This is a genomic window from Kitasatospora sp. NPDC059599 (assembly GCF_042735125.1).
GTDB lineage: Bacteria > Actinomycetota > Actinomycetes > Streptomycetales > Streptomycetaceae > Kitasatospora.
Window position 1 is genome coordinate 35,591 of the sequence record NZ_JBHWCL010000015.1, and the last position, 14,551, is coordinate 50,141.

Here is a 14,551-nt window from a genome sequence, read left to right on the forward strand (position 1 = left end):
GTAGCTCGACTTCTGCCACTGGATGTTAGGCATGATGCCCCCCGGGGGTTGGGTGCAGGTGGCACGCGCGTTAGACGTGGTGGTCGAACTCTCCGGCCTTGACGCCCTGGAGGAGCGCGGCGAGGGCGGCGGGGGTGGTGCGGAGGGTGATGTGACCGTCGTCGGACTCGCGGAGTTCGACCGTCCCGTCGACCGTGCGGACCTCGACACACGCGTTGCTTGATCCGGAGTAACTGGACTTCTGCCACTGGGCGTTAGGCATGATGCCCCCGGGGGGTTGGGTGTAGGTGGCACGCGCGTTAGACGTAGTGGTCGAATTCGCCGGCCTTGACGCTGTGGAGGAGCGCGGCGAGGGCGGCAGGGGTGGTGCGGAGGGTGATGTGGCCCTCGTCGGACTCGCGGAGTTCGACTGCCGTGCCGACGGCGCGGACTTCCACGCAGTTCTCTACGTTTCCGCTGAAGGAGGACTTCTGCCACTCGGTGTCGGTCATCGTGGGCCTTTCAGTGGGGGAACCGAGCTACTGTGAGACGTTCGCCAACCTGCTGGGGCGGGAGGGGAGCAGCCTCGTCAGGGGGCAAGGCAAGGCTGATCGTGCGGCCCCTCGCGCGAAGTGGGCGCGAGAGGCCGCCGGGGTTCAGGCGTGGTGGTCGAACTCGCCGGCCTTGACGCCCTGGAGGAGCGCGGCGAGGGCAGCGGGGGTGGTGTGGAGGATGATGTGGCCCTCGTCGGACTCGCGGAGTTCGACCGTCCCGTCGACCCTGCGGACCTCGACACAAGCGTTGTTTGCGCCGGAGTAACTGGACTTCTGCCACACAGGGCTATCCATGCTTGCTCTCTGTCTCCTTCTTGATCCGTCGGATGAAGTCTCGTGACCCCTCCTCCGAGAGTGCAACGGATGCCATCCGGGCGAGGATCTCGCGGTAGCTCGCCAGTGGCGCAGGAGATTCGAGGATCAGGCTGTTGTGCGTGGTGTCGATTTGCACTGAGTCCAGCTCGGGCACAGGGCCTTCTGCGTAGATGAAGTTCTCGCTCGGCCCGGGCAGGGACTCGATGTCGAACGGCACTGCTCGGATTGAGATCTCCGGGGTTTCGGAGTGTCCGATGAGTGCTTCGAGCTGCTCGGCGAGAACCTTCGGACCGCTGAACTGCATACGGAGAGCTGCTTCGTGGATGAATGCGAGATACGGTGCGCCACCTGGGTGGATGACGCGCTGCCGATTCATCCGGAAGCGCAATCGGACATCGACTTCGTGGTGGGGCAAGGGCGGAATTGCCCGGGCAAAGACCGATGCGGCGTAGGCGTCGGTCTGTAGCAGGCCCGGTACGAATGTGATCGTGTAGGCGGTGAGCCTGGTTGCCGAGTCCTCAAGTTCTGCGAGGTCGAGCAGGTCGGAAGAGACCGCTCCGCGAGAATCCTCCCACCAGCCCTTCCTGCGCTCGACGGCCATCTCGGCGAGAGCGTCGATGAGGGGGCGATCGGAGCAGCTGCATGCGGACGCGACCGTGCGGAGTCGCTCGGCGCTGACTCCGATTCTCCCCGTCTCCATTTGCGTCACCTGAGTGGGGTTGAGACCGAGGATGCGGGCGAGCTGGCTTCCTCCGAGCCCTGCTTGCTCGCGCATCCTTCGCATCTCGGTGCCCAACCGGCGCTGGCGCAAGGTCGGTTCGCGGCGTAGCGGCATGGCTTCCTCTCGGTGGCACGTGGGACCAGTCTGCCGCGCTTAGCACGGAAGAGGGAATCTGGACCAGGTTGCCTTCAATTGAAGTCAGCCTGCGCTATGGTCGACCTCACCTCGATCCGACGGATCGTCAGTAACGCCTGCTAGCAAGCACCGCAGAGCAGCCATGCCCATCTGCCTGGCCTGGCTCACGGCGACATGTGTTCCGCCGGTTCTTCCCTCACTCACGCCTCGGGAGAAGTCCCATGCGTCACCTCAACACGCCCTCGATCGCCATCGCCCGTCAGTCCCTCGGCGACACCATGACCCGCGTCGGCTGGTCCCCCTCCGCCATCTTCGACGCGCAGCTCGCGCTCGTGGAACTCCTGGTCAACGCCTGGCGGCACGGTGCGACCCCCGCGCCGATCGTCCAGATCATCTCCGTCGACGGCTCGCTCCGCGTCTCCGTGACGGACGAGAGCCCGGCGGTTCCGAGCCCGCAGGCGCGGGGCCTCCTCGCCGAGTCCGGCCGGGGCCTCCAGCTCGTCGCCGGCCTCACCCACCGCTGGGGTGTCGACCCGCAGGAGCGCGGCAAGTCGGTCTGGTTCGAGCTGGACGGTGCCGCGTGAACCGTCACCCCATGAAGCCGACCGACCCGCGGATCCGCAACTACACCGACGACCACATCCGCACCCTCCTGGCCGAAGTCCAGGAGCGCGGCAAGAAGTTCGGCCTGATCTGGCCCTCGGCCGGCGCCGACCAGACCCTCGACGGCCGGGTCCTGGTCCGCTTCGGCACCGCCCCGGCCTCGACCCTCCTCAATCTCCTCACCCTCCTCCTCGACGTCGACCGCGAGACCTGGTGCGATTCCTGATCGGTACGGCATTCGCCGTCCTCCTCGCCCTCGCCCTCGCCTTCGCGACGGTCGCGCTGGGCGTGGTCACCGCCCTCCGTGTGACCCCGCCGGACGAGGACGTGTAGGAACACGCAGGGGAGGGCCGTCGTCACCCCCGTCGACCACGGCCCTCCTGCTCCCCAAGCTCGCTCTCGCTCTCTCCCCGCTCAGCTGTTCTTCTCGAATCCGGCGAGCAGGGCGCGCGGGTCGAAGGTGACCCGGATCCGGGCGATCTTCCCGTTCTCCACGTGCATCCAGTTCACCGTCGGGGTCGGCTCCGCGATGCTGGTGTTCAGCTCGAACCAGGTGATCACCTCGTCGCCCTCGGCGAGCCGCATCTTCACGTCGATCTTCTCCAGCACCCGCCCGAGCCCCTGCAGTCCGGCCAGTGCCTGCTCCACGCCGGTGGCCGTCCCCAGTGCCCCGACGAAGTCCACGTCGTCGGCCAGCAGTCCCCGGAGGGTCTCGAAGTCGCCCGTCTCCCAGGCGGTGAAGTAGGTCTCGGCAAGCTCGCGTGCGTTCTTCGTCGTCGTCATGCCTCCATCCTTCCGCCGCCCGGTCCATCCGTCCAACAGATGGATCGAATGCCAGCTATCATCATCAGATATGGAGATGCACCAGCTGCGGTACTTCGCCGCCGTCATCGACGAAGGCTCCTTCACCGCGGCCGCAGCCCACCTGCACGTCAGCCAGTCCGGCGTCAGCACCCAGGTCGCCAAGCTGGAACGCGAGTTGGGCCAACAGCTGCTCGACCGCACCGGCCGCCGGGTCCGGCTCACCCCGGCCGGCGAGGCGATCCTCCCGCTGGCCAAGAGCGCCCTGGCCACGCTGGACGCCATCCGCCACACCGCCGCCGAGTACGCCGACGCCGTACGCGGCCGGGTCCGCCTCGGCATGATCATGGGCTGCTCGATCCCGCCGTTCCTGGACACCGTCGCCGACCTCGGCCGCACCCACCCCGGCATCGAACTGAGCCTGCACGAGGGCCACTCCGACCTGCTCCAGGCGCAGGTCCTGTCGGGCGCCCTCGATCTTGCCCTGATCGGCTACGCGGCCGAGGCGGCCACGGGCCTGGACGTCGACATCGTCATCGACGAGCAGGTCGCCGCCGTCGTCCCGGCCGGGCACCCGCTCGACCGGTCCGGACTGACCCTCGCCGACCTGCGCGGCGAGAAGATCCTCTGCCTCTCCCGGGGCACCGGCATCCGCGCCGCCTACGAGCAGTCCTGCGCGCAGCAGGGCCTCGACCCGCGCGTGGACATCGACGCCAGCTCCCCGGCGACCGTCCTGCGCCTCGCCGAACGCGGCGCCGGCGTCGCGGTGCTCAGCCCCTCGTCCGTCGAGGGCCCCGGCCTGTGCACCGTCCCGATCGCCGACGCCGCCGTCCGTTCCTGCCTCGGCCTCGTCGGCCGCCCCGGCGAGCAGTCCCCGGCCGTCCGCGTCCTGCGCGCCAAGCTCTCTGCCGCGCTGGGGAGTTCCCAGCGCCCCTGAGGCCTGCCCGGCTCTCGCGGGGCAGGCGACGCCGGCAGGTGCCGGCCCAGTCCTAGCCCTTCCCGTGCGGGTCGCGGCCGGAGGCGGCCAGCGCGCGGTCCCAGGCGGGGGCGTCGTCCGGCAGTGCCACCGCCCCGGCGAAGCCCTCGTACTGCCGGTACAGCTCGGCGTTCTCGGCGACGATCTCGCCGACCAGGACGGCGAGTTCCTCGTCGACCTCGATCTCCACGCCGGTCGCGCGGGCGACGTCCCACCCGTGCAGGAGGAGTTCCAGGACCAGCATCCGGGCGATCCCCACCGCCGGCACCGGGGAGCCGCCGAGGTCGACGTCCCCCTCCCAGGCGGCCGGGTCGGCCCAGGCCGCGACGGCGCGCTCCAGCTGTGCCGCGTAGTCGGCCGACCAGCCGGGCTCGGCGGCGAAGTCGCGCTCGACCAGTTCCTTCGGCAGCTCGGTGCGCCGGGCGCGGTGCTCCAGGCCGTGCGAGGTGTAGAGCACCCAGTGGTTGATCAGCGCCCGGGTGTCGAAGTCCGTGCAGGGCGTCGGGGCGTCCAGCGGCCGGTCGGCCGGGACGGCGGCGGCGACTCCGGCGGCGGCGGTGGCGGCGCGGGCCAGGAAGGGGTGCATCGGGTGGACGTTCATGCCCCCGATCGTCCGCCGCGCCCCGCTCCCCGGTCTTGAAGAAACGCGACGCTAGCCTGGCCGTCATGGACTCTGCGGACTCTCCCGATCTCGGCCGCGGCGTGCTGCACCCGGCCCGGGCGGCCGAGTTGATCAGCGTGGAACGGCCGGCGCCCGATCCCGGCGTGGCGCGGTTCGTCGAGAACTACTGGCTGGTGCGCTGGGACCTGCGCGGCCTGCCCGCGTACGAGCAGAAGGTGCTCGCCCACCCCAACGTCCACCTGGTGTTCGAGGCCCCGCGGGCCAGGGTCTACGGGGTGGACCGCTCGCTCTTCGTCCGCCGGCTGGAGGGCGCCGGGCACGTGCTGGGCGTGAAGTTCCGCCCGGGCGCCTTCCGTTCCTTCGCGGGCCGCCCGGTGAGCGCGCTCGCCGACCGGTCCGTCCCGGCCGCCGAGTTCTTCGGCGCCGCCGCAGACCGTCTCAACGCGGCACTGCTGAGCGGCGACGCGGGCGACCCGGCGGCCCTCGCGGACGGCTTCCTGCTGCCCCGGCTGCCCGCGCCGGACCCGGTCGTCGAGGAGGTCGCCGCGATGGTGGACCGGATCACCGGCAGGCCGGACCTGCGCCGGGTGGACGACCTGGCCGGGGAGTTCGGCCTCAGCGTCCGCCGCCTGCAGCGCCTGTTCGCCGAGTACGTCGGTGCCTCCCCGAAGTGGGTGCTGCGTCGCGCCCGACTGCACGAGGCGGCGGAACGGGCCGGTCGCGGCGGCGAGTTGGACCTGGCCGCACTCGCCGCCGAACTGGGCTACGCGGACCAGGCCCACCTCACCCGCGACTTCACCGCGGCCGTCGGCGAGCCCCCGGCCCGTTACGCGGCGGCGGGCTGAGCGGCCTCCGTCGCGGCGGCGGCCTCGGCCGCGGCCCGGCCCTTCGCACTGGCCCGCTTGGCGTAGGCGATGGTGAAGTAGACCAGCCCACCGAGCACCACGTACGGAAGGATGTTGTTGACCGTCACCACCGTGCCGTGCGAAAGGGTGTAGACCAGCACGATCCGCAGCACGGCCTCCAGGACGAAGGCCACGCCCCAGACGATGGTGAGGTTGCGCTGGACCTTGCGGAAGCCCGGGTACTGCCACATCGAGTTCCACCAGGCGACCATCTCCGGCGTGCCGTCGGTGGCGAACTTGCGCCCGAAGTAGAACATGATCGGCTTCGGCGCGGCGAGCGAGACCAGGTAGAGCACGCCGAGCAGGCCGGAGACGAAGGAGTCCTTCGCCAGCAGCATCTTCGGGTCCTGCGGGCCGACCAGCGCGACGACCAGGGTCAGCGCGACGAAGACCAGGGAGACCACGGCGAACTCGTCGATCCGGCGGTGCCAGGCGAGGTAGATCACGGTGTCGATCACCGGGCCCAGGCCGGAGAGCAGGATGGCGGCGGATTCGCTGTAGCCGTGGTCGTGCAGCTGGTTGTAGATCAGGATCGGCGCGACGACGTTGAAGCCGATGCTGATCATCCAGCCGAGGGCGGCGGCCTTGCCCTTGCGGGCAGGAGCCTGTGGAGCTGCGGTAGTTGACACTGTGTCGTCCCCCGGGGAGTGAGCGGTGATTTTTCGGCTCATTCTGACGGAGCGGCAGGTCAGGCGCCTAAGCCGGAGCCGAATCGTGATCGATCGTGCCCGAGCGGGCAGCTGATCAGGCCCTTGACCGGGTCCTCGTCCGGGCCGCCGGTCACGCCCTCGACCGGGTTCCCGGTCAGGCCCTCCACCGGGTTCCCGGTCGGGCTGCCGCCGCTCACGCCCCGAGGAAGCGCTGCAGTTCGTCCAGCACGTAGTTGGCCCCGGTGTAGCCGATCCCCTGGAACCACAGCTGGTCGTCCACCGGGAACGCCCGGTGCGCCCGGACCGCCCCCAGTGCCTGCCAGCCCGGGCTCGCCAGCGCGGCGTCGAGGCCGGACTGCTCCGGGTCGCCGTAGGCCGCGTACAGCAGCAGGTCGCCGTCCGCCTTCCCGATCTGGTCGAGCGGGACCTCGAAGTCCGACTGGTCGACGTTCTGCGGGTCCGGCCGCCCGACCTGGGCGTCGGCGAGCACCGTCCCGGGGAAGCTCTGCCGACCGTACAGCCGGATCCCGCCGCCCTCCACGAACCGGACCAGGCTCACCTTGCGCCCGGACGGCTTCGCGGCCGCCAGCGCCTGCGCGACCTGCCCGGCGTGCTTCTGGTAGGCGCCGACGAAGGCCGCCGCGGCGTCCTGCCGGCTCAACGCCTGGGCGTGCAGCTGGAAGTTCGCCTTCCAGGGGGCGCCGGTGGTCTGGGTGAGCACGGTCGGGGCGAGTTCGCGCAGCTGGTCGTACCGGTCGCCGTCGCGCGTCTGGTTGGAGAGGATCAGGTCCGGCCGCAGGGCCCGGACGGTCGGCAGGTCGGGCGAGCCGGCCGGGCCGACCAGCCGGATCCCGGCGGTCCGGGTGGCCGGCCAGTAGTCGGGGTAGCGGGTGTCGCGGGCCGGGAGGGCGGCGCCGACCGGGGTGATGCCGAGGGTCAGTGCGGAGTCGAGCGCGTCGGTGTCCAGCACGACCACCCGCATCGGCCGGCCCGGCACCAGCACCGGCCCGGTGGCGGTGTTCACGGTCACCGGCGGTACCGGCGGGGCGGTCGGCGAGGCGGTGGCCGACGCGGTGCCGGCGTCGAACCCGTCGGCGGTGGCCGGAGCCGGGGGGCGCGTGGCGCCGCCCGTGCACGCCGCGAGCGCGGCCCCGCCGAGGCCGGCGAGCAGGGTACGGCGGGCGATCCGGTGCATCGGCGATCCTCGGGAGGCTCGGTGAGCGAGGCGGTCGGGGTGCCGTCGATTATGTCCGAAATGGTGGCTTCGGTGACGTCGTGCCTGCCGTCAGGCGTCCACCACCGCCGTCGCCGCCCACGGGGCACCCGGAACGACCAACGGCGTGCCCGTCACCGGATCCGGCACCACCACCGAGTCGAGGCCGAACACGTCCCGCACCAGCTCCGCCGTCACCACCTCGCCGGGCGCGCCCTGCGCCACCACCCGGCCGTCCCGCATCGCCACCAGGTGGTCGGCGTACCGGGCCGCCTGGTTGAGGTCGTGCAGCACGGCGACGACCGTCCGCCCGCGCTCGACGTTCAGCCGGCGCACCAGGTCCAGCACCTCCACCTGGTGCGCGATGTCCAGGTAGGTGGTCGGTTCGTCCAGCAGCAGGATGTCGGTGCCCTGGGCGAGCGCCATCGCGATCCAGGCGCGCTGGCGCTGGCCGCCCGACAGCTCGTCCATGCTGCGCTCGGCCAGGTCCGCGGTGGAGGTGCGCTCCAGCGCCTCGGAGACCGCCGTCTCGTCCTCCGACGACCACTGCTGCCACCAGCTCTGGTGCGGCTGGCGGCCGCGCGAGACCAGGTCGGCCACCGAGATGCCCTCCGGCGCGGTCGGCGACTGGGGCAGCAGTCCGAGCCGCTGGGCGATCCGCTTGGTCGGGATCCGCGCCAGCTCCTCGCCGTCCAGCAGCACCGCGCCCCGGACCGGCTTCAGCAGCCGGCCGAGGGCCCGCAGCAGGGTCGACTTGCCGCAGGCGTTCGGGCCGACGATCACCGTCACCCGCCCGTCGGGGATGCGGACGTCCAGGCCCTCGACGACCGTGCGCGCCTCGTAGGCCAGGGTGAGGCCCCGGGCCTCCAGACGGTGAGCGGACATCAGGAACCTCCACGACGGGATCGGATCAGCAGCCACATCAGGTACGGCGCGCCGACCATGCCGGTCACCACGCCCACCGGCAGTTCGGTCGGCGCCAGCAGCCGCCGGGCGATCAGGTCGGCGAGGACCACCACCAGCGCGCCGGTCAGGGCCGAGCAGAACAGCGGGACCTGCGCCGAGCGGGCCAGCCGCAGTGCGATCTGCGGGGCCATCAGCGCCACGAAGTCGACCGGCCCGGCGGCCCCGGCCGCGCAGGAGGCCAGCACGATGCCCAGCAGCGCCATGCCGAGCCGGATCCGGTCCAGCCGCAGCCCGAGGCCCACGGCGGTTGCGTCGTCGAAGGAGATCGACCGCTGGGCGCGCGCCGCCCACAGCGCGACCGGGAGGGAGGCGAGCAGCACCCAGGCGAGCCATCCGGCCTGGTCGTAGCCGGAGCCGTTCAGGCTGCCCGTCATCCAGACCTTGGCGGCCTGGGCCTGGAAACCGTCGCCCTTGGTGAGGAACACCGAGGTCAGCGAGGACAGGGCGACGCTGATGCCGATGCCGATCAGCACGAACCGCTGGGCGTGCAGGCCGCGCCGCCAGGCCAGCGCGTACACCAGCAGCCCGGCCGCCAGGCCGCCGGCCACCGCCGCGTACGGCGCCTGGCCGGTCGAGCCGACCACGCCGTACGCCGTCAGGCCGACCACCGTGGCGGTCGCGCCCCAGGTCACGCCCACCACGTCGGGGCTGGCCAGCGGATTGCGGGCGACGGTCTGGATCAGCGCCCCGGCCAGGCCGAGCGCCGTGCCGACCAGCAGCCCGACCACCACCCGGGGCAGCCGGAACTCGCCGACCACCAGCTGGTCCGGGCTCGGCTGCCCGAGCACCACCCTGACCACCTCGGCCGGCGACACGGTGGACTCGCCCAGGCACAGCGAGGCCACCGCCGTCCCGGCGAGCGCCACCAGCAGCCCGAGGGCGACGAACGCCGAGCGGCGGTGCAGCAGGAAGGAGGCCCGCCCGGCCCGCACCGCGGAGTAGCCGCGCAACGACACCCCGCGGGTGCCGGAGAAGGAGGCGTTCATGCGGCGACCACCTTCCGCCGGCGGACCAGGGCCACCAGCACCGGGACGCCGACCAGCGCCGTCATCACGCCCGCCGGGACCTCCGACGGCGGGAACAGGACCCGGCCGAGGGTGTCGGCGAGCAGCAGCAGGGCCGGACCGAGGACGGCGGAGAACGCCAGGACCCAGCGGTGGTCGGCGCCCGCGACGGCGCGGGCCGCGTGCGGGACGGCCAGGCCCACGAAGGCGATCGGGCCGGCCGCCGCGACCGCCGAGCCGGTGAGGACGGTCGCGCCGAGCGCGCCGGCCGCCCGGACCAGGCCGGTCCTCGCGCCCAGCCCCTTCGCGGTGTCGTCGCCGAGCGCCAGTGCGTCCAGCCCGCGCGCCACCGCGACGACCAGCACCGTGCCGACCGCCAGGAAGGGCAGCAGCTGCCAGGCGACGTCCGGGGTCCGCCCGGAGAGCGAGCCGACGTGCCAGAAGCGGAACCGGTCCATGGTGGCCGCGTCGGTGGTCAGCACCAGGGTGTTGAGCGAGGCGATGAACGCGGACGTCGCCGAGCCGGCCAGCGCCAGCTTGATCGGCGTCGCCCCGCCCCGGCCGCGCCCGGCGAGCCCGTGGACGATCACGGTGGCGATCACCGCGCCCGCGAAGCCGAACCAGACGTACCCGGTGAGGGTGGAGACGCCGAAGCCGGCGATGGCGACCACCACGCCCGCCGCCGCGCCCTGGGAGACGCCGAGGATGCCCGGGTCGGCGATCGGGTTGCGGGTCAGGCCCTGCATGACGGCCCCGGCCAGGCCGAGCGCCGCGCCGACGGCCAGGCCGACGACGGTGCGCGGCACCCGCAGCTCGCGGATCACCACGGCGTCGGCGGTGTCGCCGCCGTGCAGCAGGGCGTCCAGGGTGTCGCCGAACGGGACGTTCCGGCTGCCGACCGCGAGGCTCAGCAGCACCGCGACGGCCAGGACGGCCAGCGCGGCGGCGAGCCACACTATTCGGTGCCGCGGCGCGCGGTGCGGCGCGCCGGGGGGTGCGGTGGTGTCGTCGGTCATGGGCCCTCTCCGCAGACAACTCAGGCAAACCTAAGTTCCGCCGCGAAGGCGGGGCAAATTGCCTCGTGGTCCCGGCCGTCCGTTGGATAGCCTGGCGACATGCCCGAGACCCCGAAGGCCCCGCTCACCGTCGGTTTCGACCTCGACATGACGCTGCTGGACACCCGGCCGGGTATCCGCGCCACCTACCTGGCGCTCTCCGCCGAGACCGGCACGGTCATCGACGCCGACCTGGTGGTCACCCGCCTGGGCCCGCCGCTGCTCGACGAGATCCGCAACTGGTTCCCCGAGGAGGAGGTCGAACGGGTCGCGACGCGCTACCGCGAGCTGTACCGCGACCACGCCTTCGCCCCGACCGTGGCCCTCCCCGGCGCGCACGCCGCCGTCGAGGCGGTCCGCGCCCACGGCGGCCGGGTCGCCGTGATCACCGGCAAGTACGAGCCGAACGCCCTCCTCCACCTGGAGCACGCCGGGATGAAGGCCGACACGGTGATCGGCGACCTCTGGGCGGAGACCAAGGGCGAGGCGCTGCGCGAGCACGGCGCGAGCATCTACGTCGGCGACCACCTCGGCGACATCCGGGGCGCCCGGCACGCGGACGCCCTCGCGGTCGCGGTGGCCACCGGCCCCTACGGCGCGGACGAGCTGCGCGAGGCCGGGGCGGACGTGGTGCTGGCGGACCTCACCGGCTTCCCGGACTGGCTCGCCCGCCACCTGGCCGGCCAGTCGGCCGGGCCCCGTCCGGCCTAGGCCTCGACCCGGCGGCGCTGGGCGCGCGCGTTCAGCAGCAGCCCGGTCAGCGCGGCCAGGAAGCCCGCCGGCATCAGCATGCTCAGCCAGTACGCGGCCGTCGGCAGCGGCGTCAGGTGCAGGAACAGCGGGACGAAGGTGACCAGGGTGGCGAGTGCGCCGAGCCCGAAGACGACCGCTCCGGCCTTGACGTACACGTCGCCGGGGTCGGCGCTCTGGCTGCTCACGTCTGCTCACTCCTCGGGGCGGGGCCGGACCGCACCCAGTCTGGCAGAGCGCGCCGGCGGACCGTCCACCGGAGCGGCTTCGTCACGTTGTGCAGTTTCCCGGCAGCTCAACGTTTTGATCCCTGCTGGGCGGGGGTATGCAGGGGGTGCCGAGGGGCGCCGCAGGTGCGCCCCGTGTCCTCAGACCCGGGGGTGTGAGCCGATGGACAGCGCAGCGACGCGACCCGGCCGTGCCAGTACCGGGTCGCCCGTGACCGCGAGATCCCCGCATCCCACGGCCCCCGGCGGGCCCCGGAACGCGGATCCCTCGCGGAACGCGGACGAGACAGTCACGGACCGTTAGTCTGCTCCTGACAGCGTGCCGACCGTGAGCGCCCGCGGGCGTCGAGCCGAGGTCGCCCGCATCTTTCCCACCACCCAGTGATCCCCGGCCAGGGCCGGGATCCCTCACACCCATTCGAGGACTGTTCGAGATGCCCACCGGCCAGGTCAAGTGGTTCAACGAGACGAAGGGCTTCGGCTTCCTGTCGCGCGACGACGGCGGCGACGTCTTCGTCCACACCAAGGCGCTGCCCGCCGGTGTCACCGTGCTGAAGCCGGGCCAGCGGGTCGAGTTCGGCGTGGTCGCCGGGCACCGCGGCGACCAGGCGATGGCCGTGCAGCTGCTGGAGGCACTGCCCTCGGTGGCCGCCGCCCAGCGCAAGAGCGCGGACGACATGGCCCCGATCGTCCAGGACCTGATCACCACCCTGGACGCGGTGCTGCCAGGCCTCCAGCGCGGGCGTCACCCGGCCAAGCCGACCGCCCAGAAGCTGGCCGGCCTGCTGCGCGCGGTGGCCGACCAGTTCGACGTCTAGGCCTGTCCGGCCCCGGGCCCCGTCCCGGGACACCGACCGTTCAGGACACCGGCGAGGACTGCCCGAACGCGAGCGCACCCGGGTCGAGCGGGGGCACCAGCCCCTCCGCGGCGGCCCGGGTGAGCAGGGCGCGGACGGCCGCGTAGCCCTCCTCGCCGAGGTCCTCGGTGAACTCGGTGACGTACAGCCCGATGTGCTGCTCCGCGACGTCCAGGTCCATCTCCTGGGCGTGCTCCAGCACGTACCCGCGGCTCGCCGCCGGGTCCGCCCAGGCCTGCCGGACGGAGGCGCGGACCGCGTCGGTGACCGCCCGCAGCCGCTCGGCGCCGAGCGAGCGCCTGGCGACGATCGCGCCCAGCGGGATCGGCAGCCCGGTCTCGGCCTCCCAGGCCTCGCCCATGTCGGCGAGGCTGTGCAGGCCGTACTGCCGGTAGGTGAAGCGGGCCTCGTGGATCACCAGGCCGGCGTCCACCCGCCCGTCCCGGACCGCGGGCATGATCTCGTGGAACGGCAGGACGACGATCTCGCCGAAGCCGCCGGGCACCGCCTTCGCCGCCCACAGCCGGAACAGCAGGTACGCGGTGGAGCGCTCGGAGGGCACCGCGACGGTCTTCCCGGCGAGGTCCGCGGGGGACCCCACGCCCGGCAGGGTGAGCACCAGCGGGCCGCAGCCGCGCCCGAGCGCGCCGCCGCAGGGCAGCAGGACGTACTCGTCCAGGACCCACGGCAGCGCGCCGTAGCTGATCTTCAGGACGTCCAGCTCGCCGCGCTCGGCCATGCCGTTGGTGACGTCGATGTCGGCGAAGGTCACCTCGGGGGCGTCCGCCCCGGGCACCAGGCCGTGCGCCCAGGCGTGGAAGACGAAGGTGTCGTTCGGGCAGGGCGAGTACGCGATGCTCAGCCGTTCAGCCACGGCCGGCCTCCTTGATCGGTTCGTGCGGCGAGGCCGGGTCCGGCACGCGCAGCGCGGCCAGTTCGTGGACGGGCAGCGCGGCGAAGGCCCGCTCCAGGGCGGCCAGCGCCTCGCCGATCCGCCACGCGGCCCGGTCGCGCGGGCCCACCGGATTGGACACGGTGCGCAGTTCCAGGGCCGGCACGCCGTGCCGGGCGGCGGCCTCGGCCACGCCGAAGCCCTCCATCGCCTCGGCGGCGGCGCCCGGGTGGCGGGCGGCCAGCACGGCGGCCCGCTCGGCGCTGCCGGTGACGGTGGAGACGGTCAGCACCGGGCCGGTGACGGCGCCGGCCAGCGCCTGCGCGACGAGCGCGACGGCGGCCGGGGGCGGGGTGTGCCGGACGGTGCCGAAGCCCAGTTCGGTGACGTCGGCGAAGCCCTCGGGGGTCTCGGCGCCGAGGTCCGCGGCCACGACGGCGTCGGCCACCACGGTGGCGCCGACCGGGGCGTGCGGGGCGAAGCCGCCGGCGATCCCGGCCGAGACGGCCAGCGCGTACGGGTGGGCGGCCAGCGCGGCGGAGGTGGCGGCCGCGGCGGCGGCCGGGCCGACCCCGGCGGCCAGCACGTCCACCGGAGCGCCCAGGGCCCGCTGCAGCGTGCCGCCGGGCAGCGGGACGGCGGCGGACCCGCCGGGCAGGCCGCGCAGCACCGCCTCGGCCTCGGCGGCCACCGCGACGACGACGAGCAGCCGGGCCCGCGCGGGGCCCGGCTGCCCGTGGTCGCCGTCGACGACGGCGTGCGCGGTCATCGCGGGACCGTCAGCTGTCCTGGGTGTTCAGCTGGAAGTACCAGACGGCGATCGGGTTGTCCGAGTTCTTGTCGCCCTCGACGACGGTGACCAGGGTCTTGCCGCTGGCGTTGAGCACCCGGTTCGCCTGCTGGGCACCCGACCAGGTCGAGCCCTTGGCGTACGAGGCCAGGCTGGTGCGCCCGCCGCTGCTGGACGCGCCGCCGTTGGTGAAGGCCCACCAGCCCGACTTGGCCACGTTCGGGGAGACCCCGACGCCGACCTGGTCGCTCGCCACCACGTCCGAGGTGGGCAGCGTGCCGTTCTTCAGGGCCTCGGTGGCCTTGTCCTGGCACTCCTGCTGGAGGTCCTCGGTGATCGCGCTGCCGCCGTTCCAGCACAGCGGCTCCGCGAGGATCGAGGAGTTGCCGACCGTGAGGGTGGCCTGGTGGGAGATGTGCGCGGTCTGGCCGGAGGCCACGGCGACGGAGGTGCCCACCGTGGCCGCGCCGACCACGACGACGGCGCCGAGGGCGGCGATGGCACGGGAATTGAGGCTCATGCGTCAGAATCTACCG

The 14,551-nt window shown here is 72.9% G+C and carries 22 protein-coding genes; 6 read left to right on the forward strand and 16 right to left on the reverse strand.

Translation table 11 applies throughout. The features are described from left to right. Nucleotides 1-70 precede the first annotated feature (70 nt). The 4 genes from ACFV04_RS08315 to ACFV04_RS08330 all read right to left on the reverse strand — a co-directional run bounded on the left by ACFV04_RS08315 (nt 71) and on the right by ACFV04_RS08330 (nt 1,683). The gene (locus ACFV04_RS08315; RefSeq protein ID WP_380527667.1) at nt 71-262 is read right to left on the reverse strand and encodes a DUF397 domain-containing protein; all 192 of its coding nucleotides are present in this window, start codon (nt 260-262) and stop codon (nt 71-73) included. 37 nt (nt 263-299) lie between these two features. Continuing rightward, nucleotides 300-491 (reverse strand): DUF397 domain-containing protein, encoded by a 192-nt coding sequence (locus ACFV04_RS08320; RefSeq protein ID WP_380527670.1) that lies wholly within the window; start codon nt 489-491, stop codon nt 300-302. A 144-nt stretch (nt 492-635) separates the two neighbouring features. Next, nucleotides 636-827: a DUF397 domain-containing protein gene (locus ACFV04_RS08325; RefSeq protein WP_380527672.1), complete on the reverse strand. Its 192-nt coding sequence runs from the start codon at nt 825-827 to the stop codon at nt 636-638. Continuing rightward, nucleotides 820-1,683 carry a helix-turn-helix domain-containing protein gene (locus tag ACFV04_RS08330; RefSeq protein ID WP_380527674.1) on the reverse strand — a complete coding sequence of 288 codons (864 nt, stop codon included), beginning with the start codon at nt 1,681-1,683 and terminating at the stop codon, nt 820-822. The genes ACFV04_RS08325 and ACFV04_RS08330 overlap by 8 nt, the downstream gene beginning before the upstream one ends. 242 nt (nt 1,684-1,925) lie before the next feature. Here ACFV04_RS08330 and ACFV04_RS08335 point away from each other — a divergent pair, with 242 nt between their 5' ends. Beyond that, nucleotides 1,926-2,288, forward strand: coding sequence for an ATP-binding protein (locus tag ACFV04_RS08335; protein ID WP_380527675.1), 363 nt, complete (start codon nt 1,926-1,928; stop codon nt 2,286-2,288). A gap of 11 nt (nt 2,289-2,299) precedes the next feature. Then, entirely contained in the window at nt 2,300-2,533 is a 234-nt protein-coding gene (locus ACFV04_RS08340; RefSeq protein WP_380527678.1) for a hypothetical protein, read from the forward strand. 188 nt (nt 2,534-2,721) lie between these two features. On the opposite strand, the gene ACFV04_RS08345 is transcribed toward ACFV04_RS08340, so the two are convergent. Continuing rightward, nucleotides 2,722-3,090 carry a nuclear transport factor 2 family protein gene (locus ACFV04_RS08345; protein ID WP_380347295.1) on the reverse strand — a complete coding sequence of 123 codons (369 nt, stop codon included), beginning with the start codon at nt 3,088-3,090 and terminating at the stop codon, nt 2,722-2,724. 70 nt (nt 3,091-3,160) lie between these two features. Here ACFV04_RS08345 and ACFV04_RS08350 point away from each other — a divergent pair, with 70 nt between their 5' ends. Next, nucleotides 3,161-4,045: a LysR family transcriptional regulator gene (locus ACFV04_RS08350; protein WP_380527681.1), complete on the forward strand. Its 885-nt coding sequence runs from the start codon at nt 3,161-3,163 to the stop codon at nt 4,043-4,045. Nucleotides 4,046-4,097: 52 nt separating this feature from the next. On the opposite strand, the gene ACFV04_RS08355 is transcribed toward ACFV04_RS08350, so the two are convergent. Further along, on the reverse strand, nt 4,098-4,685 hold the full coding sequence (locus ACFV04_RS08355) for a TIGR03086 family metal-binding protein (protein ID WP_380347293.1): 588 nt from the start codon (nt 4,683-4,685) through the stop codon (nt 4,098-4,100). 65 nt (nt 4,686-4,750) lie between these two features. Here ACFV04_RS08355 and ACFV04_RS08360 point away from each other — a divergent pair, with 65 nt between their 5' ends. Then, nucleotides 4,751-5,551: a DUF6597 domain-containing transcriptional factor gene (locus ACFV04_RS08360; protein WP_380527683.1), complete on the forward strand. Its 801-nt coding sequence runs from the start codon at nt 4,751-4,753 to the stop codon at nt 5,549-5,551. On the opposite strand, the gene ACFV04_RS08365 is transcribed toward ACFV04_RS08360, so the two are convergent. The 6 genes from ACFV04_RS08365 to ACFV04_RS08390 all read right to left on the reverse strand — a co-directional run bounded on the left by ACFV04_RS08365 (nt 5,533) and on the right by ACFV04_RS08390 (nt 10,460). After that, nucleotides 5,533-6,240: a VC0807 family protein gene (locus tag ACFV04_RS08365; RefSeq protein ID WP_380347291.1), complete on the reverse strand. Its 708-nt coding sequence runs from the start codon at nt 6,238-6,240 to the stop codon at nt 5,533-5,535. The two genes, ACFV04_RS08360 and ACFV04_RS08365, sit on opposite strands and share 19 nt — an antisense overlap. Before the next feature lie 59 nt (nt 6,241-6,299). Beyond that, nucleotides 6,300-6,458, reverse strand: coding sequence for a hypothetical protein (locus tag ACFV04_RS08370; protein WP_380347290.1), 159 nt, complete (start codon nt 6,456-6,458; stop codon nt 6,300-6,302). Then, nucleotides 6,455-7,456, reverse strand: coding sequence for an ABC transporter substrate-binding protein (locus tag ACFV04_RS08375; RefSeq protein ID WP_380347289.1), 1,002 nt, complete (start codon nt 7,454-7,456; stop codon nt 6,455-6,457). Before ACFV04_RS08375 ends, ACFV04_RS08370 begins: the two co-directional genes overlap by 4 nt. 90 nt (nt 7,457-7,546) lie before the next feature. After that, a complete protein-coding gene (locus ACFV04_RS08380) occupies nt 7,547-8,359 on the reverse strand; it encodes an ABC transporter ATP-binding protein (protein WP_380347288.1) in 813 nt (270 codons plus the stop codon). Further along, the gene (locus ACFV04_RS08385; RefSeq protein ID WP_380527686.1) at nt 8,359-9,426 is read right to left on the reverse strand and encodes a FecCD family ABC transporter permease; all 1,068 of its coding nucleotides are present in this window, start codon (nt 9,424-9,426) and stop codon (nt 8,359-8,361) included. Before ACFV04_RS08385 ends, ACFV04_RS08380 begins: the two co-directional genes overlap by 1 nt. Beyond that, on the reverse strand, nt 9,423-10,460 hold the full coding sequence (locus tag ACFV04_RS08390; RefSeq protein WP_380347286.1) for a FecCD family ABC transporter permease: 1,038 nt from the start codon (nt 10,458-10,460) through the stop codon (nt 9,423-9,425). The genes ACFV04_RS08385 and ACFV04_RS08390 overlap by 4 nt, the downstream gene beginning before the upstream one ends. A gap of 99 nt (nt 10,461-10,559) precedes the next feature. Here ACFV04_RS08390 and ACFV04_RS08395 point away from each other — a divergent pair, with 99 nt between their 5' ends. Then, nucleotides 10,560-11,210 carry an HAD family hydrolase gene (locus ACFV04_RS08395; protein WP_380527689.1) on the forward strand — a complete coding sequence of 217 codons (651 nt, stop codon included), beginning with the start codon at nt 10,560-10,562 and terminating at the stop codon, nt 11,208-11,210. On the opposite strand, the gene ACFV04_RS08400 is transcribed toward ACFV04_RS08395, so the two are convergent. Next, nucleotides 11,207-11,437, reverse strand: a complete 231-nt coding sequence (locus ACFV04_RS08400; protein ID WP_380347284.1) for a hypothetical protein — start codon at nt 11,435-11,437, stop codon at nt 11,207-11,209. The two genes, ACFV04_RS08395 and ACFV04_RS08400, sit on opposite strands and share 4 nt — an antisense overlap. Before the next feature lie 473 nt (nt 11,438-11,910). Between ACFV04_RS08400 and ACFV04_RS08405 the strand changes: the two genes are divergently transcribed. Then, a complete protein-coding gene (locus ACFV04_RS08405) occupies nt 11,911-12,294 on the forward strand; it encodes a cold-shock protein (protein WP_360257187.1) in 384 nt (127 codons plus the stop codon). A 40-nt stretch (nt 12,295-12,334) separates the two neighbouring features. Here the strand turns inward: ACFV04_RS08405 and ACFV04_RS08410 are convergent, their stop codons facing one another. Genes ACFV04_RS08410 through ACFV04_RS08420 form a run of 3 tightly spaced genes read right to left on the reverse strand, consistent with a single transcriptional unit; the run spans nt 12,335 to nt 14,535 of the window. Beyond that, on the reverse strand, nt 12,335-13,207 hold the full coding sequence (locus ACFV04_RS08410) for a 1,4-dihydroxy-6-naphthoate synthase (RefSeq protein WP_360257185.1): 873 nt from the start codon (nt 13,205-13,207) through the stop codon (nt 12,335-12,337). Then, nucleotides 13,200-13,994, reverse strand: a complete 795-nt coding sequence (locus ACFV04_RS08415) for a futalosine hydrolase (RefSeq protein ID WP_380527691.1) — start codon at nt 13,992-13,994, stop codon at nt 13,200-13,202. The genes ACFV04_RS08410 and ACFV04_RS08415 overlap by 8 nt, the downstream gene beginning before the upstream one ends. 10 nt (nt 13,995-14,004) lie before the next feature. Beyond that, nucleotides 14,005-14,535 carry a hypothetical protein gene (locus tag ACFV04_RS08420; RefSeq protein ID WP_360257180.1) on the reverse strand — a complete coding sequence of 177 codons (531 nt, stop codon included), beginning with the start codon at nt 14,533-14,535 and terminating at the stop codon, nt 14,005-14,007. Nucleotides 14,536-14,551 lie beyond the last annotated feature (16 nt).